Genomic DNA, 23406 nt, shown 5'->3' with positions numbered 1-23406 from the left:
CGCCATGAGGACATGGCGGGTGTTGGCGGGGGTGCTCGCGTTCGGGGCGGTGCTGGCCGGGGTGACGCCCGCGTGGGCCTGCGCCTGCGGGGGCTACCTGGCCGACGCCGAGTCGCGGGCGCGGTCGAACGGCGAGCACGCGCTGGTGTCGTTCGACGGCAGCACCGAGCAGATCGTGCTGTCGATGGCGATCCAGGGCTCGTCGAAGAAGGCGGCCTGGATCATGCCGGTCCCGTCCGCCGCCGAGGTGACCCTGGGGGAGGCGTCGACGTTCGACGAGCTGGCCCGGGTAACCGCACCGAAGGTGGTCCGGCGGACGACGTACTGGCCGTTCCGCGACCTGGAGCTGTTCGGCGGTCGCGGCGGTGACACCGCGGGCGCCGCTCCTGGCGCCGGGGTCGACGTGCGCGGGCAGATGCGGCTCGGGCCGTTCCAGGTGGTGCGGCTCGGCGGGACGAGCCCGACCGACGTGACGGGGTGGCTGCAGACCAACGGGTACGCCGTACCGGAGTCGCTCGGCACGAACCTCACGCCGTACCTGGCGGAGAAGTGGGAGATCGTCGCGGTGAAGCTGGCCCCGGAGGAGACCGGCGGGGCGCTGAGCGGGGAGACGCCGCCGCTGAAGCTGTCGTTCGCGGCCGACAAGATCGTCTACCCGATGCGGCTGAGCAAGGGCGCGAGCACCAGCCAGGCCGTGACCGTGTACGTCGCCGCGCCGTACCGGGTGGACGCCTCGACGGTGCCGGACGCCGCGCTCACTCCTGAGCTCCTGTTCGCCGGACGCCTCGACGGCGGCCCGCTGAAGGCGCCCGCGAACTTCCTGACCGCCTACTCGTCGTACTTCGCCCAGCCCGCGAAGATCACCGACGACTACGAGTTCACCCGCGCGGCGACCGACGACTCCTTCCAGCGCACGACGTACGTGACCCGCAACGAGAGCTTCTGGAGCACCCTCGGGGTCGTCGTCGGCGGCCTGCTGCTGATCGGCGGCGGCGCCGCGGTGGTCGCCCGGCGTCTTCGCTGAGGTTGTCCACAGGGTCACCCGATCCGCGCGTGGAATCGTCTAGGCTGCGGCATCGTGTCCGAACTGATCGCCGGGGTCGTCGCTGCGGTGGTCTGTGCCGTCGCGGCGTACGTGCTCGGCCCGTGGCTGCTGCGGCGGATCCCGGAGCCGATCCTCGACGAGGGCGACACCAAGCTCCTGTACGCCGAGCTCGCGACGCCTCGGGCCGCGGTCTGGTGCGCAGTGCTGGCCGGGCTCGCGGGCGGGCTGGTCGGCTGGCGGATCGGGTTCTCCGGCGGGTACGTCGCGTGGGTCGCGCTGGCGATCGCGGGCGCGGTGCTCGGGTACATCGACGCGCGGACGCGGTACCTGCCGTCGGCGATCATCTGGCCGACGTACGGGGTGGTGTCGGGGGCGCTCGTCGTCGCGGCGGCGGTGACGGGGGAGTGGGGCTCGCTGCGGCGAGCCGCGATCGCGGGGCTGATCGGCTTCGGCGTGTTCTACCTGCTCTGGTTCGTGCTGCCGGGCGGTGTCGGCTTCGGGGACGTGCGATTGTCGGGGCTGCTCGGGATCGCGCTCGGCTGGCTCGGCTGGGGCGAGTTCGTCAGCGGCCTGTACGGCGGGTTCCTGCTCGGCGCGGTGCTCGGGATCGTGCTGACGCTGGCGCGGGTGTTCAAACGCAAGGAAATGTTCCCGTTCGGGCCGTTCATGCTGGCCGGCGCGGTGGTCGGTGTGTTCGCCGGTGGACCGCTGGAACGCCTTTACCTGGGGTGAACCGGCCGGTCGGGGGATGTTCGGGATCCACCGTCCGGGTGATGTCGTGGCCCGGTCGCGCCGACTACGGTCGAGAGCTCCACCGACCAAGGAGTCCGCCGTGCCGAACCTCAGTCGTCGTGGGCTGCTCGCAGGCAGCGCCGCCCTGATCGCCGTCCCCGCCACCGCATCCACCGCCACCGCCGCCGTGAGTCGTGGCGGCGACAAGATTCTCCCCACCGACGCCCGCTTCGCCGACCTCACCCAGCGCGGCACCAACCGCCGCTTCGTTGCCGCGCCTGACTACGCGCGCGTCGTCCGCTCGCCGCAGGACGCGGTCGACGCCGTTCAGGAAGCCGTCCGCGCGAACAAGCGGATCGCGGTCCGCGGCGGCGGCCACTGCTTCGAGGACTTCGTCGACCACAGCGACGTCGAGGTGCTGATCGACCTGTCGCAGTACGACGAAGTCACCTTCGACGAGCGCCGGCGCGCGTTCTCGATCGGCGCCGGTGCGACGCTCGAGACTGTCTACAAGGCGCTGTTCTACGGCTGGGGCGTGACCGTGCCCGGCGGCGGCTGCCTCGGGGTCGGCGTCGGCGGCCACTTCAGCGGCGGCGGCTACGGGCCGCTGTCGCGCCGCTACGGCTCGGTCGTCGACCACCTGTACGGCGTGGAGGTGGTCGTCGTCGACGCCCGCGGCCGGGGCCGCCTGGTGCTGGCGACCCGGGACAACGAGCACCGCGACCTGTGGTGGGCGCACACCGGCGGCGGGGGCGGCAACTTCGGCGTCGTCACCCGGTACCTGCTCCGGACCGCCGGCGCACGCGGGCCGGACCCGGCCGATTTGTTGCCCAAGGCCCCTTCGTCGCTGCTGTCGACGATCACGGTCTACGACTGGAACACGGTCACCAAGGACGGGTTCCTGCGCACGCTGCGGAACTTCTTCGGCTTCTACGCGCGGCACAACGCGCCGGGTTCGCCGTACGCGACGCTGTACAGCCCGTTCATCCTGACCCACAAGTCGGCCGGAGGGTTCCTGCTCTCGACCCAGATCGACGCCGGGGTGCCGAACGCGGCCAAGCTGCTCGCCGACTTCAACGCGGCGATGGTCGAAGGGGTCTCACCCGCGCCGCAGCTGATCGACCAGGGCGAGGGGCCGTTCCTGCAGCGGACGATCCAGCGCTCGATCGCGGAGGACGTCGCGCCGTCGCGCGCGAAGTACAAGGCCGGCTACCTGCGCCGCAGTTACAGCGACGCGCAGCTCGAGACGATCTACCAGCACCTCACCGACCCGGCGTACCAGGGACCGGAGACCAGCCTGCTCTTCGTCCCGTACGGCGGCCAGGTGAACACCGTGCCGTCGGACGCGACCGCGACCGCGCAGCGCGACGTGATGATGAAGATGGTGATGGCGGCGAGCTGGGACGACCCGGCACAGGACGCGGTGCACCTGGAGTGGGTGCGGAAGACGTACCGGGACATCTACCGCGAGACCGGCGGCGTGCCGGTGCCGAACGCGGTGAACGCGGGGTCGTACATCAACTACCCGGACGTCGATCTGGCCGATCCGGCGCAGAACACGTCCGGCGTCCCGTGGCACGACCTGTACTACCTCGGCAACTACCCGCGGTTGCAGCGGATCAAGAAGGCGTGGGATCCCGGAAACGTGTTCCGGCACCGGCTTTCCATCGAACCCGCCGAGTGAGAAGCTGTCCCGGCCCGTCGCGCTGACGGGCCTGCTGCCCGGCCTCGGCCGGGGTGCTGACCGGCCGGGGCGCCGGGCCTGATCCTCGGGGGACGGGCCGGACGCCCCGGCCGTTCACCAACCGGGGTAGCGGTTCCGCCAGGCGGTCTCCGGCCCGTACTCCCCGTGCAGCCGCTCGCGCCGGGTGAACTCGAGCACCAGGTCGTCGGCCAGCTGCAGGATCACGCCGCGACCCTCGACGGCGAACACCAGCTCGGCCGGCAGCGCGGTCTCACCGTGCAGTGCGCCGAGGATATTGCCGCAGATCGCACCGGTCGAGTCGCTGTCGCCGGAGTGCGTGACCGACAGTGCGAGCGCGTCGAGGAACTGGTCGGGCTCGGGATGCCTGAGCGCGGCGTAGACGCCGATCGCCAGCGCCTCTTCAGCGATCCAGCCGCCACCGAGCTGCTCCAGGTCGGTCGATCCGGCAGCCGCCAGCTCTCGCGCCTTCAGCAGCGCCGCGGTCGTCTCCTCGTGCTGCTCCTTCTCTCCAAGGAGCTCAAGCGTGGCGTCCAGCGCAGCGTCGAGCCCAGCGCCCTGCGTGATCTCGTACACCAGCAACGCCAGCGCCCCGCTGGCGAGCTTCCCCGTCGGATGCCCGTGCGTGTACCCCGCCGACTCCGCCGCCGCGTCGAACGCCCAAGCGCCGTTGCCCTCGTACGGCAGCAGCCCGAACGGCGCCGACCGCATCACCCCGCCGCATCCCTTCGAGTCGTTCACCGCCTGGATCCCGAACGTCCCCTTCGCCCGCGCCGCGGTGAGCGCGGTCAGACAGGTGTTGCCCGGCGCCCGGCGTACGTACAACCACTGCTCGGCCTGCAACCACCCGTCGCGCTCACCGCTCGGCTTGTCGAGCAGCTGCGTGTCGAGCCAGCGGTCGAACGCGTGCTGCGTGACCGCGACGGTCAGCCCGAGCCCACGATCGGTCCGGACCCCGGCCCGGATCAGCCCCTCGACCGCGAACAGCGTCATCTGGGTGTCGTCGGTGACCGTGCCCGGCGGCCAGTTGTTGCCTCCGGCAATGAAACTCCGGACGCCGAGCGGGAACGCCCCGTCGATGCTGTCCCGGTCCCAGAACTCCACCGGCCCGCCTAGCGCGTCCCCGATCGCGCCACCGAGCAGGCAGCCTCGGACCCGCGACCGGTACGCCTCTTCCACCCCACGCTCGATCATGCGGGGGGACTGTAGTCGGCTCAGGAGGGCACCGGCTCGAACCCTCCCGCGGACCAGCGCCGCTCCGACACCTCCCGCACCCGCTGCGTCAGCGAGTGCTCCCGGGCGTTCTGCAGCGCCTGCTGCAACGCCTCCGGCAGCTCCGCCGCCAGGACCTGACCCGGTACGTCGACCCGCGCCGCCGCGCTGATCTCCCCGGCGAGCAGGTCGAGCCGCGAGCCGGCAGTGACCAGCGAGCGCGGGTCGAGATCGGCGAGCAGGTCCTCCAACTCGTACTCGACCTTGTGCTCGTCGCGCGGGACGCCGATGTTGACGCTGGTCGCCGGGCTGCGGCCGCAGTTCTCGCCGACGTGGTAGTAGCTCGACGGCCAGTAGAGCAGGTCGCCCGGCTCCACCTCGACCGCGAACGACGACGGCACGAACCGCTGGTAGTCGACCACGCTGCTGACCGGCTCGTCCCACGGCCGCTCGGCCCAGAACCGCATCCGCTTGCGCTCGCGCAGCCCGAACATGAACGTGGCGAACCGGTCCTTGTGCACGCCGACCGGGCTGTGGTCGTAGTTGCCGTGGAACATCGTCGTGATCGCGCCGGTCAGCGGCAGCCCGACCTGCGCCCACAGCCCGGCGAAGAACTCGCGCTCCCGGCTCCACAGCTTGTGGTCGAACGCGTGGAAGCCGCTGATGATCAGCGCGTACCCGCGGTCGCCCAGCCGGTCCGCCAGCCGCTCCTCGTACTGCGCGAGCGACCCGTCGGCCCGCTGCGGCAGCAGCTCCTGCCGCTCACCCTGCTGCGTCCGCTCGACGGTGAACTGCGCAGTGGGCGCCCCGTCGTACTCCTGAGCCCGTACGGCGGCCGCGAACACCTCCTCCGCCACGAACGGCACCGGCTGCACCCCACGCACCAGCACCGGCCGCTTGTCCCAGTACTGCTCAGCGAACTCAGCCCAGTCCAGCCGGTCGACAGTCACCAGCTCGTTCATGCCACTACCTCCACAGCCCGTAGCGAGTGCAGCCGTCGCAGCAGCGGCAGGTACGCGTCGTCCCGTACGTCGACCTCACCACGCTCCAGCTCGGCCAGCAGCGCGTCACCGCCCCCGATCGCGAAGGCGTGCCCGTTGACCGCCCACAACCACCTGTCGCCGTCCGGCATCCGGTAGATCGGTGCTGTCTGCTTCACCCGCTGCCCAGCAGCCAGCTCCGACCGCCGTGGCGCCGGCACCGGCTCCAGCGCTGCTGCACTGACCCGGCTCGCCCACTGCACGCGCAGACTCCGCTCTGTCTGACTGCTGCTGCTCAACTCGGCCAGTCCTTCAGCTGTCTCGACGAGCGGCTGCATGAGCTCGTCTGTTGTTGCTGTCGGCAGGTACGGCGTTGCGTCGGTCCCGCGCTTCCTGTCGAGCCCGGCGAGCAGCAGTTCGGTCACCTGCTTCGCCGCCAGCTTCGCGTCGACCGGTACGAGCAGCCGCAACCAGAGGCAGTCGGTGCCCGTCACCTCGACCGGGCCGCTCGGCCAGGACAGGAGGTCACCCGCCTCCGCCAGCGCGTCTCCAGCTTGGAGCTGACCGTGCAGCACCCAGACCAGCGCCAGGTATCCGTCAGCGTTGAGCTGCTGCGGCAGCCCGTCCGTCACGACCAGCTCCGACGCCACCGGCACCACCGGTACGCCGATCTCCCGCCACAGCGGCTCGACCAGCTCCCGCACCCGCGCCCAGACCGCGTGGTCGAGCATCAGCGGCTCCCGCACTCGCAGTACGAACGGCTCAGCCTGCCGGCGATGCAGGTACTCCTTCAGTGACTCGTCCTCCGGCCCCGGCAGCAGCTCACCCGGCGCACCGATCCGCCCGCTGCGCTGCTGGAACCGCACCTCCGGCAGCGCCAGGAACCGCGTCCCGTCCCGGAACGGCGCTGCCGCGCGCCGGACCACGTCGTACGCCGTACCGGCGTCGAGTGCCGGCCGGCTCCGGAGATGCTGTGGTTCGGTCGGCCAGGGGAGTGCCGTGAAGGCCGTCCAGTCGGTCATGAAACCTCCTCCGAGAGGGTGAAGCGCTGCCGCAGGCGTGCGGCGTAGTCGGCGATCGGCTCCAGGCCGAGCGCCGCGCGGCGGTCGTCGACGGTGCCGGGTTCGTGCAGCGGGCAGGGGACGAGCTCGCCGTCGACGGCTTCGAACTTGGTGCCGTAGAGCTGCGGGCGTCCTTCGCTGAGGTGCAGCGCGTCGGTGAGGTAGGCGACGTGGCGCCTCGGTACGTCGACTGCTGCGGTGCTCAGCTCCAGGCAGGTGCGCTGGAAGTCGGGCTGGTCCTCCAGGTGTTGCACCAGCCGGCAGGCGGCCTCGGCAGCCTCCTCGCCGACCAGCAACGGCCCGGGCCAGCCGTGCTCGTCGATGACCTGCTGCAGCCAGACTGCTCCGGCAGTGGTGAGCTTGGTGAGGCGCTCGGCGATGGTGTCGTCGGTGAACCCGCCTGCTGCCCACTGGGAGCGCCAGCCTGCGTCTACCTGATTCAGCTTGAGCAGGCGTTGCTGTACTGCGGTGAGGTCGGCGAGCGCGGCCAGCTTGAGCTGGACCTTCTCGCCGGACCAGCGGTAGCTGATCAATCTCGCGGCCCACTCAAAAGCCACAGCTCCGTGGTCGGCGTCCTGGATGGCTACTCGTGTTGCTGAGTCGAGCCGGAGGCACGGGGTGGCGACAGGTGCCGCTGCGTCGCGCAGGGCGACGCCGAGGCGGGACAGGGTGAGGCCCTTGGCCCAGTCGTGGTTGCTGGTGCCGGCGAAATACGGGACGTCGTGGCCTTCGAGCTGGTCGCGTTCACTCGGGGTGAGGTCGTCCGGGAAGGGGGTGCCGTCCAGGAGCCAGTCGTCGAGCATCTCGGTGTACTGGTCGGTGGAGCGGAGCAGGACTCGCGTGGTGGCGGGCTGGTCGAGTACGGCGCGCAGCTGCGGGAGGTTGCCGCACATCAGCGTCCAGGCGTCGAACATGCCGCGCAGGAGGCTGGGGAGGTGCGCGCCGTAGCCGACATGGCCGGCGGTGTCGGCGACGACCGTGCGGGTCTCCTGCCGGGCCCAGGGACGAGTGCGGCGCCAGGTGCTGAGGCCTTGATCATCTTCTGTGAGGCACAGGGTCGGCCCGTCGGCCGCGCAGAGGCGCGGCTCGGTCTCCAGTCCGACGTGGTGGTGCTGGGCGCCGTCCCCGGCGATCAAGCCGGTCTCCGGCAGGCGGCGGACGTCCTGGAAGGCCAGCTCGAGGTCGATCGGGTAGAGCAGCGGGTCCGCGCCGCCGACGTACAGGTTGCCCTCGCTGAGGTCGGTGATGCCGAAGCCGAAGCAGGCGGCGGTCAGCGAGCCCGCACGGTGCCAGAACCGCGTCGGGTCTGCGACCACCGCGCCGTCGAGCCCCTCCCGGATCGTCCCCCACTGGTCGGGCCGCTCGATCCACTCGTGCCAGGAGTAGCCGTCGCGGGTGACGAGGTCCGTCACCGGCAGCCGGACGGTGCCGTGCTGGTTGAGGAAGGCGAAGGCAGACCCCTCCCGCGCCAGGAACAGGCGGTCCACGTCGGCCGGGCGCGGCTTGTAGGCGACGCTGCGGTCGCCGAAGTCGACCCGGAGCACCCGGCGGCCGCCGTTGTGGGTCTCGCCGTCGTGGGCGGTCAGGCCGGTCACCGGGAGTCGCGCCCCGAACCAGAGCCGGCCGGCGTCGTCCTCGAGGCGCTGCAGGAACTCGCGCAGGAATGCCAGAAACGCGGCGGCCCGGCGTACTGGCTGAAAACGGTCGGCGGCGCCGGAAAGACACCCGAGAAATACCGGGCCGACCAGCGGGCCGAACAATGCGCCGTTGGTCGCTCGAAGAATTCCCGGCGCGGTCGCCCGTGGGAATTCCGCGCGCAGGTTATCGCAGCCCTCGGTGAGGACCGCAAGCATTTGCAGCAGGTTCGAAAAGTCGGTCCGGTCGAGCAGCTCCGCGACCAGGTCGGCGTCCCCCCGGCCGCCGAGCTGCCGGGACGCCCGGACCAGACCGTCCGGTCCGGGCGTCACCACAGGCGGGAGCAGTCCGGCCGCCGTACGGGCGCGCACCGCGGACACCAGCGCGTCGCGGGCCGCTCGCGCGGCGGCCGGGTCACTCACCGGGTCAGAAGTCGCAGTAGATCCGCACGCAGGTGCCGTTGGCACCTTCCGCGCCGGTGACCGGCAGCTCCGTCTCCAGGTCGCCGATCACCAGGTCGAGCTCGTGGGCGTTGTCCATGATTGTCCTCCTCGAATTGTCGAACGGTTCGCACTCTCTACGAATGCGAGCACCGAAAAGTTGCCCCTTGCAGCATGCTGTCAACAGCTGGACGTGCGGCCGGATCTTTGTTATGCGGGCATTTGTCCGGCGGTTGATTCCCACTCCCCGGACCCCGGTCTCGCATCCTGGGGCGCCCGTGAAAGAATCGGGGCATGCTGCGCTGGCTCACCGCCGGCGAGTCGCACGGACAAGCGCTCGTCGCCGTACTCGAAGGTCTTCCCGCAGGCGTTCAGGTCACCACGGACCACGTGGCCGACGCCCTGGCTCGTCGTCGGCTCGGCTACGGCCGAGGCGCCCGGATGAAGTTCGAGCGGGACGAGGTGACGTTCCTCGGCGGGTTCCGGCACGGGCTGTCGCTCGGCAGCCCGATCGCCATCCAGGTCGGCAACACCGAGTGGCCCAAGTGGCAGCAGGTGATGGCCGCCGACCCGGTCGACCCCGAGACCCTGGCCGACCTGGCCCGGAACGCGCCGCTGACCCGGCCGCGGCCCGGCCACGCCGACCTGGCCGGCATGCAGAAGTACGGCTTCGACGAGGCCCGCCCGGTGCTCGAGCGGGCCAGCGCGCGGGAGACCGCCGCCCGGGTCGCGCTCGGCGAGGTCGCCGCGCGGTTCCTGCGGCAGGCGTACGGCGTGACGATCGTCAGCCATGTCGTCGAGCTGGGTACGGTCAAGGCGCCGTACGGCGTGCTCCCGTCGTTCGCCGACGTCGAGAAGCTGGACGCCGACCCGGTCCGCTGCCTGGACGCGGACGCGAGCAAGGCGATGGTCGCCGAGATCGACGCCGCGCAGAAGGCCGGCGACACCCTCGGCGGCGTCGTCGAGGTCGTCGTCGACGGCCTGCCCCCGGGCCTCGGCAGCTACGTGCACTGGGACCGCCGCCTCGACTCGAAGCTGGCCGGTGCCCTGATGGGCATCCAGGCGATCAAGGGCGTCGAGCTCGGCGACGGCTTCGAGCTGGCCCGCACGCCCGGCTCGAAGGCGCACGACGAGATCGTCGCCGAGGACGGGACGGTACGGCGGACGAGCGGTCGCTCGGGTGGCACCGAGGGCGGGATGAGCACGGGGGAGACGCTGCGCGTGCGCGCCGCGATGAAGCCGATCGCCACCGTGCCGCGGGCGCTGCGGACGATCGACACGGCCACGGGCGAGGCTGCTGCGGCGCATCACCAGCGGTCGGACGTGTGCGCTGTGCCGGCCGCCGGGATCGTCGCCGAGGCGATGGTGGCGCTGGTGCTGGCCGAGGTGTCGCTGGAGAAGTTCGGCGGGGACTCGGTGGTGGAGACGACGCGCAACCACCGGTCGTACCTGGCTGGGCTTCCGGAGACGATCCAGCCGCGCGAGTGGGGTGCGGAGTGAGTGACTCGGCCGGATCCGCTGCTGCTCCTGGCTCCGCTGGGGCTTCGGGCTCGGCTGGGGCTTCGGGCTCGGCTGGGGCTTCCGGCTCCGCCGAGGTTTCCGGCTCTGCCGGGGCCTCCAGCTTCGCCGGGCCGGTGGTCGTCCTGGTCGGCCCGCCTGGCTCTGGCAAGTCCACGGTTGCTGAGCTGCTGGCAGCCAAGTTCGGTGTTGCTCATCGCGACACCGACACCGACGTGGAGTCGGGCGCGGGCAAGCCGATCTCCGACATCTTCGTCGACTCCGGCGAACCGGCCTTCCGCGCACTCGAACGCGCAGCGATCGTCGCCGCTCTGAAGGACGACGGCGTCGTCCTCTCCCTCGGCGGCGGCGCCATCCTCGACGCCGACACCCGCGCGGACCTCGCCGGCCACACCGTCGTCTTCCTCGACGTCTCCGTCGGCGAGGCCGCGAAGCGCGTCGGCCTCGGCGTGGCCCGCCCGCTGCTGCTCGGCAACGTCCGCACCCAGCTCAAGAACCTGATGGACGCCCGCCGCCCGCTGTACGCCGAGGTCGCGAAGCACACGGTCACCACCGACCACCGCGCCCCGGAAGAGATCGCCGAAGAGATCGCGGAGCTGCTCGGATGACGCAAGGCTCGACCAGTTCCGACCCGGCCAACTCCGACCCGGCCAACTCTGACTCGGGCGGTTCCGGTTCGGTCGGCTCTTCGCCCGACGCCTCCGGCGTCGCCCGGCGGATCCAGGTCGCGGCGGCCGCGCCGTACGACGTTGTCATCGGCAACAACCTCCTCGGCGAGCTCCCCGGCCTGCTCGGCGACGGCGTCCAGCGTGTCGCCGTCATCCACCCGCGCGCCCTCCGCACCAGCGGCGACGCGATCCGCGACGACCTCGTCTCGGCCGGCTACACCGCGCACGCGATCGAGATCCCCGACGCCGAGGAAGCCAAGTCGGCCGAGGTCCTCGCGTACTGCTGGTCGGTCCTCGGCCAGGCCGGCTTCACCCGTTCGGACGCGGTCGTCTCCATCGGCGGCGGCACCACCACCGACCTGGCCGGTTTCGTCGCCGCCACCTGGCTGCGCGGCGTCAAGGTCGTCCACATCCCCACCACCCTCCTCGGCATGGTCGACGCGGCGGTCGGCGGCAAGACCGGCATCAACACCGCCGAGGGCAAGAACCTCGTCGGCGCCTTCTGGGAGCCGGCCGGCGTCCTCTGCGACCTGGCCGCCCTCGAAACCCTCCCGAAGAACGACTACATCAGCGGCCTCGCCGAGGTCGCCAAGTGCGGCTTCATCGCCGACCCGACGATCCTCGACCTGATCGAGAAGGACCCCGAGGGCGCCACCACCCCGGCGTACGAGCACACCGAGGAACTGATCGCCCGCGCGATCCAGGTCAAGGCCGACACCGTCGGCGCCGACCTCCGCGAACGCACCACCACCGCCGGCGGCGCGATCGGCCGCGAGGCCCTCAACTACGGCCACACCCTCGGCCACGCCATCGAACGCACCGAACGCTACAAGTGGCGCCACGGCGCCGCGATCAGCATCGGCATGGTCTTCGTCGCCGAACTCGCCCGAGCCGCCGGCCGCCTCGACGACCCCACCGCCGACCGCCACCGCACCGTCCTGCAGTCCCTCGGCCTCCCCGTCACCTACCGCCCCGACGCCTGGCCCCACCTCCAGGACGCCATGAAGCTCGACAAGAAAACCCGAGCCGACCGCCTCCGCTTCGTCATCCTCGACGCCCTCGCCAAGCCCACGATCCTGGAAGCCCCAGACCCAAGCCTCCTGATCGCGGCGTACGCCGAAGTCAGCTGACCCGCGCCGGGCCCTCCGCGTACTACGCGGCGGAACCCGCACCGCGCCTCGGCCCCCGGCACTGCGCCGCGCCGTGGACGCTCCGCACTGCGCCGCGCCGTGGACGCCCGGCACTGCGCCGCGCCGTGGACGCCCGGCACTGCGCCGCGCCGTGGACGCCCGGCACTGCGCCGCGCCGTGGACGCCCGGCACTGCGCCGCGCCTTGGACGCCCGGCACTGCGCCGCGCCTTGGACACCCCGCACTGCGCCGCGCCTTGAACGCCCGGCACCCCGCCGCGCCCCCGGCCCGGCCGCGGTGCTGCACGGGTTCCTGCGGCGCCCCTCCCAACCCCCCCCGGCTCTTCCCGCCGGCAGCGGCGGGAAGTTCCAGCGACGGTTCCCGGCGGCACAGCGGCGACCGGCCCCGGCGGGCCCTCGGCACCGCGCCATACGGCGCGATGAAAGCTCATGCCGGGGCCCTCGGTCCCGGAAGCACGGTTGCTGAACTACTCCGCTGCTCTTCTGCCGGCAGCGGCGGGACGTTCCAGCGACGTCACCCGGCGGGACAACGACGACCAGCCGTCGGCCAATCGCCGGAGGTAGCAGCCTGCACTTCCGGCGACCGGCGACTACGGGAACGCCAGCGTCGGGAACCCGTCCGGGCCGTCCACAACAGTCCCCACATCCACCCGCGTCGTCCCCGGGCTCGGCGTCAACCCGCCACCACCCTTGAGCTGCGCCGGCGCGTCCAGCAAGTTGCCCTGGGCATCGACCACCTGCGTCTCCACCCGCACCCGGTCGCCCTTCCGCAGCACCTGCTGCTTGTCCCACGACCGCAGGAACACATACCCGTCGACCGCCCCACCGACGTACCAAGGCCCCACCCGATCAGCGAACACATACCGCTGCCGCACCAGCGCCACCCGCGCGTCCACCTGATACCACCCCGCCGTCATCAACACATCCGGCTCCCGGTCGTACGCGATGTACGCCTGCACCGACCCCGTCGAGTCCCGCGGCGCCGCCGGGTGCCGCGCGTCCGGCGCCTCGATGGTGGTCTTCGGGGCCTTCCCCTGCAGCAGCGTCAACTCGAAGCCGTCGACCGTCTGCCCGGTGCGGGTCTTCTTCGTCGGCTCGCCGACACACCCGTACACGCGATCGGTCGACGGATCCTCAACCACCACACTGTTCTCCGTCTGCGCTCCCTCGGCCCAGCTCCGCAGCTTCAGCGCGCGGCTGATCCGCCCGACCGAGTCGGCGCACGCCCGAGCCAGCGCGTTCGCATCGGCGGGGCTCGAAGGCCCGAGATTCAGTACGACGTCCGCGGGCTGCTTCCCGCTCTCCGCGGGCGCTGTCGGCGTACCGGCGCTCGATGCAGCACCCGTCGGCGTACCAGCGACCGGCGGCTCCCCACCCACCCGCGGATCGTCGCCCAGGGCAACCACCCCGCCGACGATCACCGCGATCCCCGCCGCGGCCGACACCGGCACCACCCACCCGCGCCGCCGCCGTACCGCGACCTCCTGATCGGCGAGCACCCGCTCGAGGATCTCCTGCCGGTTCGGCAGCGTGCGCTCTCCCGGGATCCGTGTCGTCATACCAGTCCCTCCGTGTCGAACTCGAGCAACGACTTCCGCGCGCGGTTGAGCCGAGACTTGACCGTGCCTTCCGGTACGCCGAGCGCCCGCGCCGCCTCGGCCATCGAGCAGTCCGCCCAGACCACCAGCTCGACGACCTCGCGCTGCTTGGCCGGGATCCGGTCGAGGATCCGCCGGACCGCGCTCATCGCCCGCTCGTCGTCGACCCGCGCGACCGCGGCCGCCGAGTGATCCGGCACCGTGCCGTCCCGGTCGACCAGCTCCAGCCGCCCGACCAGCGCTGACTGCCGCCGCGCCGACCGCAGCACGTTCCCGCACTCGTACCCGGCCATCACCAGCAGCAACGGCCGCGCCGACTCCAGCTGCAACGCGTCGACCTTCCGCGCGCGGGCCCGCCGCCAGAGCGCGGTGAAGGTCGCCTGGACGACGTCCTCGGCCGCCGCCCAGGACGAGGTCCGCCGGAAAGCGAAGTTGTAGACCGCGTCGGCGTACCGGTGGAACAGGACGGTCAACGCGGCCTCGTCACCCTCGCGCAGCGCCGCCCACGCCTCTCGGTCGGTTTCCAGCCCGCTCACCTGGCCTGGTGCCGCCCCGGCTCGTCGCCCCATCCGCCGTACCCCCAGCGCCGCCGATTGTGTGCTCATGTCCTTGGAGAGTCCGGCACCCTCCCGGCCGGTTCGCTCGGTGCCCACTAAGGTTGCCTCGTGACCGCGCGCAAGGTACTCGTACTGAACGGACCCAACCTAGGCCGTCTCGGCTCCCGCGAGCCCGACGTGTACGGCGCGACGACGTTCGCCGACCTGGTCGCCGACTGCGAGAAAACCGGCGCCGACCTGGGCCTGACCGTCGAGGTCCGCCAAACCGACGACGAGTCCGAACTCGTCGGCTGGCTCCACGAGGCCGCCGACCACAAGTACCCGGTGGTCCTCAACCCGGCGGCGTTCACCCACTACTCCTACGCCCTCCGCGACGCCTGCGCCCAACGCACCGCCCCCCTGATCGAAATCCACATCAGCAACCCGGCCGCGCGGGAGGAGTTCCGCCACACCAGCGTCGTCGCCGCCGTCGCAACAGGCACAATCGCAGGCTTCGGCCTCGACTCGTACCGCCTGGCGCTCCGCGCGCTCACCACCCTGACGGACTAGCCGCCAAGGCTGCCCGCCGATCCGTCGGTCGGCCCGGCTTCGCCTATCCAGCTCGGCATTGGGTTGCCAGTTCCCAGCCCGGCTTCGACCGCCGAGCCCAGCCCGGCTTTACCCGCCCCAGCTCGGCCCGGCTTCACCCGCGCCAGCCCAGTCTGGCCGAAGCCGCGCCAGCTCGGCCCAGCCTCAGCCGCGCCAGCTCGGCCCGGCTTCACACGCGCCAGCCCAGTCCGACTTCACCCGCTCCAGCCGACCTGTCTCACCCGCTCCAGCCCGCCCGGGCTCGCCACTCCGGCCCGCCTGTCCTCCGCCAACGGGCAGAGCGCGACGCCCACCACTGACTAGGTACTGCTCACCGCAGCCGGCGCTGCCCGCCCACGCCTATCAGGCGCCGTGTACCGACTCTTGATCAGTGGTGCATGTCGATCACGCACCTCCTAGCTCACCAGCCCGGCGTTACCCGACGCAGCGCGGCTCGGCCCGGCGTCAGCTGGCCCAGCTCCGGCCCGATCTCGTCGGCTCCGGCTCCGGCTCTGCGCCTCCGACGCCCACCACCCACCAAGCACCACGCGCGCCCCCGGTCTCCGCTCACCAACCTCGGCCGGCGGCAGCGATCCAGACGTTGATCGGTGGTGCACGTCGACCACCTGCGCTTCGCCGGACGCCCACCACTCACCAAGTCCTCGCGGCAGACGCGAATGCCAACTCGTCAGGCGGGCTCCCACTCGGCGGATGCGCGTTGGTGAGTGGTGGAGATCCGCTCGCGCAGTCGAACCGACCCGAACCGACGGAGCAGGTGAGCTAGGTGACCCTGAGCGGCCGAGCCGAGACCCTCGGTCGCGCCCATCCGGCCGGCGCTCGTGAGCGCGAGGGCGCAGGCCCAAATGCGCATGCAGAACGTCCCCAGCAGGTTGCACGCAGCGACCGACTTGCCCGATCGGCTGGCCCCGAGGGCAGACCCACCGGGCAGATCTCACGCGCGCAAGGGCATGAAACCGGTGTGAGACGCCCGTGAAACGGCGCTCGGGCAGGCTGTGTCGCGGGTCGGGGTCCCGGGGGAACGGCGCAAGCCGCCGGGCCGCGGCGGTCGAACCTTGCGGATCCATCGGGGGACCTCAGGGCACGGCCGTGGCGGCCCGCGGCGAGTGCCGGAGCTGCCCGTACGGGCACACCGTTCGGGACCACGACGAATCGACGAGCCTTGGGGGTTCCTGTGACTGCGGATGCGATCCGTTCCGTTCAACACTCTGGGGGAGTGCTGCCCGTGAAACAGCGCCGGATACCGGTCTGGGTGAAGGCGGCCGATCCGCTCTCGCAGTTCGGCCTGGTGCACGCGCTCCGCCCGCGCCCGGAGGTCGCGCTGGTCAGCGACGCCGACCTGCCCGGGATCCAGCAGCCGACCGACCAGCGCACCGCCCCGCCAGTGGTCGCGCTGATCGCCGTCGACTCGCTCGACCCCGTCGCGGTTCAGCTGCTCCGCTCGGCGACGCAGCGCGGCTGCCGGCGTACGGTCCTGATCAGCAGCACGATCGACGACGACGCGCTGATGACCGCGGTCGAGCTCGGCGTCTCCGGCGTACTCCGTCGCGCCGAAGCAACCGGCGACCGGATCGTCCACCTGCTCCAAACCGCCGCCGCGGGAGACGGCAGCCTCCCGCCGGACCTCCTCGGCCGGCTCCTCGGCCAGGTCTCCCGCATGCAGCGGCACGTCCTCGCGCCGCGCGGCCTGTCCCGCACGGGCCTGTCGGACCGCGAGACCCAGGTCCTCAGATTGGTTGCCGACGGCAAGGACACCCAGGAGATCGCCCGCGAGCTCTCGTACTCCGAACGCACGGTGAAGAACGTCCTCCACGACGTCACCAGCCGCCTGCAACTCCGCAACCGCTCCCACGCCGTCGCCTACGCCCTCCGCGAAGGCCTGATCTGACCCACCCGCCGTCCCCACCGACGGCCCTCGTTTCTCCACCCGGCGCTGGAGGGTGACGCCGGGAGGAGAAGTCACACCCGAACGCCGGCCAGCCCACCGGCCCTTCGGTCACCGCGTCGGCGCCGCAAGCAGGCGCCGACGCGGTGTGCGTTGTGTGGACGGCGAGGCGCTGACGCGGCGTGCGTTGGTGGAGCTGCCGCAGCGCCTGCTGCTGGATCGTGGGCGCTGACCTGGAGCGCGTCGCGGGGTCAACTAGGCGACTTGCTCGCGGGGTTGCCGGGACCTGCGGCAGCCCAGGGATGGGTTGGGCTGACGCTCACGCGGCGTGCGTTGGCCTGTGGTGGGGCCGGCCGAGGCGGCGTGAGCGGCACGTCCTGCCTCGTACGACCGGTGTCGGGTGGTGAGCTGACCCAGCGCCTGCTGTTGCTGAATCGTGGGGCGCTTCGCGGGGTCAGCTGGGCGGCTGCTCGCGTGTACGCCGGGATCTGCAGCAGCCCGGGACGGGGTGCGCTGCCGCCCGTGCCTTGGCGTTGGGCTTGTGGTGCGGCGTCGGCGCGGCGTGAGCGGCGTGTCGCGTGGAGGGCTGACCCAGCGCCTGCTGATGCCGGATGGTGGGGTGCTGATCTGGAGCGCTTGGCGGGGTCAGCTGGGCGATTGCCCTCGGGTGCTCCAGGATCCGCAGCAACTCGGTGAGGGGATGCGCTGACGCCCGTGCGGCGTGCGGGCGGGGAGTGCACCGGGCGTGTGGAAGTCTCCGGGCATGCGGCGGATTCATCTGGTGACTCATCCTGAGGCTCGGCATCATGTGGATGGGGTTGTGGGTGGGTGGTTCGACTCTGAGCTGACTGCACGGGGGCGGGTGCAGGCGGGGCGGATTGCTGAGGTTTTGGCGGGGCGGGTTGGTGGGCGGGGGGTTGAGATTTGGGCTTCGGATCTGCGGCGGGCGGCGGAAGCTGCGGAGGTGATCGGGGGGCGGTTGGGGGTGGGGGTGACGACCGATGCTCGGCTTCGGGAGCGGTCGAACGGGGAAGCTGACGGGAAGTCGCAGGCCTGGTTGGAGGAGCGGCGGGTGCCGTTGCCGGAGGTTGGGGATCGGTTGGGGCATCGCGACGGGCCGGTTGGGGCGGAGACTCGGCGGGAGTTGGTGCAGCGGTTGTATCCGGTGCTGGAGGAGATCCTGCGGCGGCCGGTGGAGGAGCAGGTGATTGTTTCGCACGGGTCGGCGTCGAGTTATCTGATCTCGGCTTGGATCGGGATGCCGATGGAGGCGACCGGGCTCGGGTACTTTCCGCTCGAGGCGGGGAGCATCACGACGTTGGTGCGGAACGACAGTCATTTCAGCCATCAGGTGGTGGCGCTGAACGAGACCGCGCACTTAGGGGAGGTAGCGGGCGGCTAGTTCGTCGAGGGGTAGTTCGCGGGAGGACTCGGTGATCTGGTCGGCGACGGGGCCGAGGGCGGCGTACGCCGTACTGCGGACTGCCGCGAGGTCTGCGAGTTCGTCGGGGACCTGGACGGGGAGGCCGAACTTGTCGCGGTGGTGGGTGGTGGCCGCGAGGAGTTGGAGGGCTTCCTCGGGGCGGTCCTCGGCGACGGCCAGGCAGGCGATCGACTCCAGGGCGCCGCACATGCCCATCGAGAACGCGCTCTCTCGTGCTCTCCGGAGGCTCTCGATCGCCCAGGTGCGGGCGAGGTCGTGCTGGCCGGTCTGGCGGGCGACGATCGCGAGGTTCTCGAGGGCGATCGCTACGCCGCCGAAGTCCTCCATCTCCTGCCAGTGGTCTCGGGCTGCCTCGAAGAGGACGGTGGCCTGGGGTGCGTGGCGGAGGTTGCGGTGGGCGAGGCCCATGTAGTTGAGGGCCGACGCGCGGGCGCGGCGGGTGACGCGGTCGGTGGCGCGGCAGCGCTGCTCGACCTCCTCGGCGTGGGTGAGGGTCGCGACCATGTCGCCCTGCGCGAGGCAGGTGCGGGTGAGCGACATCAGGCCGATCGTCACGCGCTCCTCGTCGCCGAGAGCGCGGAAGGCCGCGAGAGAGCGCTCCCCGATGGATCTCGCCTCGGGGATCAGGCCGCGGTTACGGGTCAGGCTGGCGAGGGTGCTGAGGCCGGCGGCGTACTCCTCGGAGTCCTCGGGAAGAACGGCCAGAGAGCGCTCCAGCCAGTCGGAGGCCTCGACCATGAGGCCACGGGCGGGCCAGTACCACCAGAGCGGGGAGACGAGGGCGCTCACCTTCGCGGGCTGGTCGCCGGCGGTGAGACACCAGTCGATGGCGGCGAGCAGGTTGGCCTCCTCCGCGCCGACGCCGGTGTTGTTGCGGGCGCCCATGCCCTCGAACTGGCGGACGAAGTAGCCGCACCACTCGACGTGGCGGTCGCGGAGGGGTTCTTCCTCGGCGGCTTCGCGGAGACGTTCGGCGGCGTAGTCGCGGACGGTCTCGAGCAGCCGGAAGCGGATGCTCTCGGCGCCGCCTTCGATGGTGAGGATGCAGCGCTCGACCAGCTCGGCGAGCACATCGCCAGTTTGTTCGGGGGAGAGGTGCTCGGAGGGCTCGTACGCCGGGGAGAACGGCGTCGGCGAGCTGACGGTCGACCCACCGGGCTCGTTCGCGGGGGTGGCGGTGGAGCTGTTGCTCGCCGGGGACGCGCCCGCGGCCGCAGCTGGGCGAACCCGAGCACGTTCTGGATGTCGGCGGTGGCCGGGTGGATCAGCGGGCTGGGGAGTGGAGGGCTGAGCCCCCGGCGGATTGGCGATGACTGCCTGGGCGGCCTCCGCGGTGAAGCCACCGGCGAAGACGGCCAGGCGTCTCAGGGCCACTCGTTCGGGGAGGTCGAGGAGTTCGTGGCTCCAGTCGAGGGCGGCGCGGAGGCTCGTATGACGGATGCCGGCGTCGCGGGGGCCGCGGACCAGGAGGCGGAGGCGGTTGTCGATGCGTTCGGCGAGCTGGGCGACCGAGAGGGTTCGGGTGAGACCGGCTGCCAGTTCGATCGCGAGGGGGAGGCGGTCGACGGCGGCGCAGATCGCGTCGACCTCGGGACCGGGTTCGGCGCCGCTGCGGTTGCAGAAGAGTTCGGAGGCGGCGGCTGCTTCGAGCGGGCCGACGCGGCGCTCCTCCTCGGCGGAGATCCGGAGCAGACGTTGGGAGGTGACGATGATCGACGTCGCCTCGCCGAACTTGAGCAGATTCTCGACCAGCGCGGCGGTGTTCTCGACGAGGTGCTCGGCGTTGTCGAGGATCAGCAGCCCGCCGGCCAGCTCGTCGGCGCAACGCGCCAGCGGGTCCTCGGAGCTGCCGTCGACACCGAGGATCGCGGCCAGTACGGCGACCAGGCTGTCGGTCGCGCCGAGCGGACCGAGGTCGACCCAGCCGACCCGGCGGCCGCGGGCGCTCTCTCGGTACGCGACCTCGCGGGCCAGGCGCGTCTTGCCGACGCCCGCGCCGCCGGTCAGCGTCACGACCCCGGCGTACGGGCCCTCGCCGCTGACCTGGGCCAGCAGGTCGGCGTACTCGAGATCGCGGCCGACGAAGGCTTTGTGGGCCTGAGGCAACGAGATGGTGATGGCGGGGCGCGGAGGGGCCGGTACGGCGGTTGGCGCGGTGCCGGTGCGGAGTTGGGTTTCGAGGGCGACCGTCTCGGGGGAGGGATCGATGCCGAGCTGGTCGGCGAGGCGCTCGTGCAGGTGGTGGAGCTGGGAGAGCGCTCCCTGGAGATCTCCGGCGCGCGCCGCGGCGGTCGCGGCGAGGCGGACGGGGCGTTCGTGGAGCGGGTACTGCTCGATGAGTTGGTGGAGCTCGGAGTCGATGCCGGTGGCACCGACCTCGAGACCGCTCTCGACGCGGTCGAGTCTGAGCTCGACGCGGAGAGAGTCCAGGCGCTGGCGTTCGGCGAGGACGAAGGGGAGATCGGGGAGGTCTTGGAGCGGGTCGCCGCGCCAGGCCGCGAGGGCGGCGGAGGCGGCGGTGTGGGCGGCGGGCCAGTTCGTCGTACGGCGGGCTGCTCCGAGCTGGGTGACTTGGTGCTCGACTTCGGTGAGGTCGACGGCGGCGGCGTCGAGGCGGAAGCCGGCGGCGGTGCGGTCGAGGGCGTCGCTGTGGTCGCCGAGGGCGCCGCGGAGGCGAGAGGCGAGGACGCGGAGGCGGGCTGACGGGCGGGAGAGCTCGGCGTCGCCCCAGAGGTCGCGGACGAGGATCTCGTCGGAGAGGGCGTCGCCGTGGGCCAGGGCGAGGCGGACGGCGAGGGCGCGGACGAGGGGTTGGCGCAGGACGATCTCGCTGGGGGCGGCTGGGACGGTGGGGACGGTCGCGCCGGTGTGATCCGCCGAGGGCGGGGTCGCGGGGGTGGCGGATGCGACGGTGTCGGTGGGGCTCGGGGAGGGCGCGATCGCGGCCGGGGTTGGGGCGACTGCGGGGGACGGGGCGGCCGCTGAGGTGGCGCCTGGTGTGGGGGTGATGTGGGTCGGGCCGAGTACGCGGAAGAGGAGCCTCGGGGGTTGGTGCTGCGGGTTGTCACCACCTTGCCGGGCTGCCATCTGGAGATCCTCCCACGGGGGTGGTGGGGGAGTCAGCGGTGTTGGGGTCGTCTTCGTCACGGGAGGGGAGAGACGTGCGACGGAGTCGGTGGGCGGTAAGTCGGAGGAGATGGGGCGGAGTGGGGCGGGCAGCGGGAGGGAGCTGTAGCGGAGTGGCGCGGGCAGAGGAGGCGGCGGCGTCGGCAACCGGGGAGGGAGGGCGGAGTTGCGCGGGAGGTGGGGAGACGGGGTTGGGTGGGAAACGGTGGCGGGGGAGACGGAGGTGGGTGGGCAACCGACGGGCGGGGGAGACGGAGGTGGGTGGGCAGCCGACGGGCGGGGGAGACGGAGCTGGGCGGGCAACCGACGGGCGGGGGAAGACGGAGCTGGGTGGGCAACGGGCGTCGGTGAGGGGAGGTGTGGCGGCGCCGGGGCTAGTAGCGTGGAGGGCCCACGGGAGTCCCGGGACGGGTGGCGGCTGATGGGTGCTTTGGGCAACGAGTCTGAGTATGCGGCGGCGTTGCGGGCCGGGCTGGTCGTGGGGCTGCGGAAGCAGGGGGTGCTGTCCGACGCGCGGGTGGCCGAGGCCTTCGCCACCGTGCCGCGGCATGTGTTTGTGCCGGGGGTGGCGGTTGAGGCGGCGTACGCCGATGACGTGGTGTTGATGAAGCAGGACGACGCAGGCGTGGCGATCAGTTCGGTGTCGCAGCCTTCGATGGTGGCGTTGATGTTGGAGCAGGCGGGGGTGGAGCCGGGGCAGCGGGTGCTGGAGGTGGGGTCCGGCGGGTACAACGCGGCGTTGTTGTGGGAGCTCGCGAAGCCGGAGGGTGCGGTGACGACGGTTGACATCGATCGAGAGGTGACTGAGCGGGCGGCCGCGACGCTCCGAACGGCTGGGTACGACGGGGTGGAGGTCGTGCGGGCGGACGGGGTCGAGGGGTGGAAAGGCAACGCGCCGTACGACCGGATCGTGGTGACGGTGACGGCGGCTGACGTGGCGCCGGCTTGGGTGGGGCAGCTCGCGGTGGGTGGGCGGATCGTGGTGCCGCTGCGGGTCCGGGGGCAGACCCGGTCGCTGGCGCTCGACCTTCAACCAGACGGCTCGTTGCGGAGTCGGTCGAGTGTGAACTGTGGGTTCGTGGCGATGCAGGGGCCGCGGGCGGAGTACGAGAGAGCGGTGCGGGTGGTTGGCGACGACGTCGTGCTGCGGACGGATCAGGATCAGGAGATCGAGCCGCCGGTGCTCGACGGGCCGGGGTTCGTGCGGTGGACGCGAGTGCTGATGGATCGGGACGAGCCGTTCTGTCAGCTGGATCTGTGGTTGGCGTCGGTGTTCGAGGAGTACTGCGTGCTGGCGGCGAGCCGGGCGGCGGTGAAGCGGCGGCTGGTTCGGCCGGCGTTGCGGTGGGGTGGGGCGGCGGTCGCCAAGGACGGGTCGATCGCGTACCTGACGTCGCAGGCGGGGCCGAAGCGGAATCAGGTCGAGGTCGGTGTTCGGGCACACGGGCCGGCGGCGGTGTTGCTCGCCGAGGAGGTCGCGGCGCAGGTTCGGCACTGGGATTCCGTACTGCGCGGTGGGCCCGATCCGGTGTTTCTGGTGCATCCGGCCAGTACGCCGGACCTGCCGGAGGGGCCGCACTTCCGGACCAGAAACTGCGTCGTCACGCCGATCTGGGCGCACTAGGGTGGCGTGATGGCAACGGTCAGGCAGTTCCAGGTCACGTTCGACTGCGCCGACCCGGAGCGTGTCGCGCGCTTCTGGTGCGAGGTGCTCGGGTACGTCGTACCGCCGCCTCCGCCGGGCTTCGACAGCTGGGAGGCGTTCAACGCGTCACTGCCGCCCGAGGCTCAGGGGTCGGCGTTCGCCTGTGTCGATCCGGACGGAGCCGGGCCGCGGCTGTTCTTCCAGCGGGTGCCCGAGGGCAAGGTCGTGAAGAACCGGGTGCACCTCGACGTACGGGTCGGGACCGGGCTGGTCGGTGCCGAGCGGCTGGGCACGCTGGAGGCCGAGCGCGACCGGTTGATCGCGCTCGGCGCGGTCGAGGAGCGGGTGCTGGTCGCGGACGGGATCAACGAGTCCTGCATCGTGATGCGGGATGTCGAGGGCAACGAGTTCTGTCTCGACTGAG

General features: G+C 71.7%; 18 protein-coding genes. 11 read left to right on the top strand and 7 right to left on the bottom strand.

Annotation, left to right across the window (positions count from 1 at the left end):
- The first annotated feature begins 4 nt into the window (after positions 1-4).
- From ACZ6Z4_RS14820 to ACZ6Z4_RS14810, 3 genes are all read left to right on the top strand, one after another.
- The gene (locus tag ACZ6Z4_RS14820) at positions 5-1024 is read left to right on the top strand and encodes a DUF2330 domain-containing protein (protein ID WP_465562961.1); all 1020 of its coding nucleotides are present in this window, start codon (positions 5-7) and stop codon (positions 1022-1024) included.
- Between the two features lie 54 nt (positions 1025-1078).
- Positions 1079-1777 carry a prepilin peptidase gene (locus ACZ6Z4_RS14815; protein WP_465562958.1) on the top strand — a complete coding sequence of 233 codons (699 nt, stop codon included), beginning with the start codon at positions 1079-1081 and terminating at the stop codon, positions 1775-1777.
- 100 nt (positions 1778-1877) lie between these two features.
- Positions 1878-3461 carry an FAD-binding oxidoreductase gene (locus ACZ6Z4_RS14810; RefSeq protein ID WP_465562955.1) on the top strand — a complete coding sequence of 528 codons (1584 nt, stop codon included), beginning with the start codon at positions 1878-1880 and terminating at the stop codon, positions 3459-3461.
- Positions 3462-3575: 114 nt separating this feature from the next.
- Here ACZ6Z4_RS14810 and ACZ6Z4_RS14805 read toward each other — a convergent pair whose 3' ends face one another.
- Genes ACZ6Z4_RS14805 through ACZ6Z4_RS14790 form a run of 4 tightly spaced genes read right to left on the bottom strand, consistent with a single transcriptional unit; the run spans position 3576 to position 8789 of the window.
- A complete protein-coding gene (locus ACZ6Z4_RS14805; protein ID WP_465562953.1) occupies positions 3576-4673 on the bottom strand; it encodes an ADP-ribosylglycohydrolase family protein in 1098 nt (365 codons plus the stop codon).
- 20 nt (positions 4674-4693) lie between these two features.
- A complete protein-coding gene (locus ACZ6Z4_RS14800) occupies positions 4694-5653 on the bottom strand; it encodes a JmjC domain-containing protein (protein WP_465562950.1) in 960 nt (319 codons plus the stop codon).
- Positions 5650-6693 carry a hypothetical protein gene (locus ACZ6Z4_RS14795; protein ID WP_465562947.1) on the bottom strand — a complete coding sequence of 348 codons (1044 nt, stop codon included), beginning with the start codon at positions 6691-6693 and terminating at the stop codon, positions 5650-5652. The genes ACZ6Z4_RS14800 and ACZ6Z4_RS14795 overlap by 4 nt, the downstream gene beginning before the upstream one ends.
- Complete coding sequence (locus tag ACZ6Z4_RS14790; protein WP_465562944.1) at positions 6690-8789, bottom strand: DUF4135 domain-containing protein; 2100 nt, start codon at positions 8787-8789, stop codon at positions 6690-6692. Before ACZ6Z4_RS14790 ends, ACZ6Z4_RS14795 begins: the two co-directional genes overlap by 4 nt.
- Positions 8790-9101: 312 nt before the next feature.
- Between ACZ6Z4_RS14790 and aroC the strand changes: the two genes are divergently transcribed.
- From aroC to aroB, 3 genes are read left to right on the top strand one after another with little or no spacing between them, the layout of a single operon-like run.
- Positions 9102-10307 carry a chorismate synthase gene (aroC, locus tag ACZ6Z4_RS14785; RefSeq protein ID WP_465562939.1) on the top strand — a complete coding sequence of 402 codons (1206 nt, stop codon included), beginning with the start codon at positions 9102-9104 and terminating at the stop codon, positions 10305-10307.
- The gene (locus ACZ6Z4_RS14780; RefSeq protein WP_465562935.1) at positions 10304-10933 is read left to right on the top strand and encodes a shikimate kinase; all 630 of its coding nucleotides are present in this window, start codon (positions 10304-10306) and stop codon (positions 10931-10933) included. The genes aroC and ACZ6Z4_RS14780 overlap by 4 nt, the downstream gene beginning before the upstream one ends.
- Positions 10930-12123 carry a 3-dehydroquinate synthase gene (gene aroB, locus ACZ6Z4_RS14775; RefSeq protein ID WP_465562933.1) on the top strand — a complete coding sequence of 398 codons (1194 nt, stop codon included), beginning with the start codon at positions 10930-10932 and terminating at the stop codon, positions 12121-12123. The genes ACZ6Z4_RS14780 and aroB overlap by 4 nt, the downstream gene beginning before the upstream one ends.
- Before the next feature lie 609 nt (positions 12124-12732).
- On the opposite strand, the gene ACZ6Z4_RS14770 is transcribed toward aroB, so the two are convergent.
- Both ACZ6Z4_RS14770 and ACZ6Z4_RS14765 read right to left on the bottom strand, forming a co-directional pair.
- A complete protein-coding gene (locus ACZ6Z4_RS14770; protein WP_465562930.1) occupies positions 12733-13701 on the bottom strand; it encodes a hypothetical protein in 969 nt (322 codons plus the stop codon).
- The gene (locus ACZ6Z4_RS14765; RefSeq protein WP_465562927.1) at positions 13698-14345 is read right to left on the bottom strand and encodes an RNA polymerase sigma factor; all 648 of its coding nucleotides are present in this window, start codon (positions 14343-14345) and stop codon (positions 13698-13700) included. The genes ACZ6Z4_RS14770 and ACZ6Z4_RS14765 overlap by 4 nt, the downstream gene beginning before the upstream one ends.
- Before the next feature lie 60 nt (positions 14346-14405).
- Here ACZ6Z4_RS14765 and aroQ point away from each other — a divergent pair, with 60 nt between their 5' ends.
- The 3 genes from aroQ (at position 14406) to ACZ6Z4_RS14750 (ending at position 18169) form a co-directional block, all read left to right on the top strand.
- Positions 14406-14846, top strand: coding sequence for a type II 3-dehydroquinate dehydratase (aroQ, locus tag ACZ6Z4_RS14760; RefSeq protein ID WP_465562925.1), 441 nt, complete (start codon positions 14406-14408; stop codon positions 14844-14846).
- Positions 14847-16098: 1252 nt separating this feature from the next.
- A complete protein-coding gene (locus ACZ6Z4_RS14755) occupies positions 16099-16770 on the top strand; it encodes a helix-turn-helix transcriptional regulator (protein ID WP_465562922.1) in 672 nt (223 codons plus the stop codon).
- A 760-nt stretch (positions 16771-17530) separates the two neighbouring features.
- Entirely contained in the window at positions 17531-18169 is a 639-nt protein-coding gene (locus ACZ6Z4_RS14750; RefSeq protein ID WP_465562919.1) for a histidine phosphatase family protein, read from the top strand.
- Here ACZ6Z4_RS14750 and ACZ6Z4_RS14745 read toward each other — a convergent pair.
- The gene (locus ACZ6Z4_RS14745) at positions 18146-21298 is read right to left on the bottom strand and encodes an ATP-binding protein (RefSeq protein WP_465562916.1); all 3153 of its coding nucleotides are present in this window, start codon (positions 21296-21298) and stop codon (positions 18146-18148) included. The two genes, ACZ6Z4_RS14750 and ACZ6Z4_RS14745, sit on opposite strands and share 24 nt — an antisense overlap.
- Positions 21299-21758: 460 nt before the next feature.
- Here ACZ6Z4_RS14745 and fxlM point away from each other — a divergent pair, with 460 nt between their 5' ends.
- A complete protein-coding gene (fxlM, locus tag ACZ6Z4_RS14740) occupies positions 21759-22961 on the top strand; it encodes a methyltransferase, FxLD system (protein ID WP_465562913.1) in 1203 nt (400 codons plus the stop codon).
- A 9-nt stretch (positions 22962-22970) separates the two neighbouring features.
- Positions 22971-23405, top strand: coding sequence for a VOC family protein (locus ACZ6Z4_RS14735; protein ID WP_465562910.1), 435 nt, complete (start codon positions 22971-22973; stop codon positions 23403-23405).
- Position 23406 lies beyond the last annotated feature (1 nt).

This window comes from Kribbella sp. NPDC104740, assembly GCF_055583505.1.
This window is presented reverse-complemented; position numbering and strand designations above follow the sequence as displayed.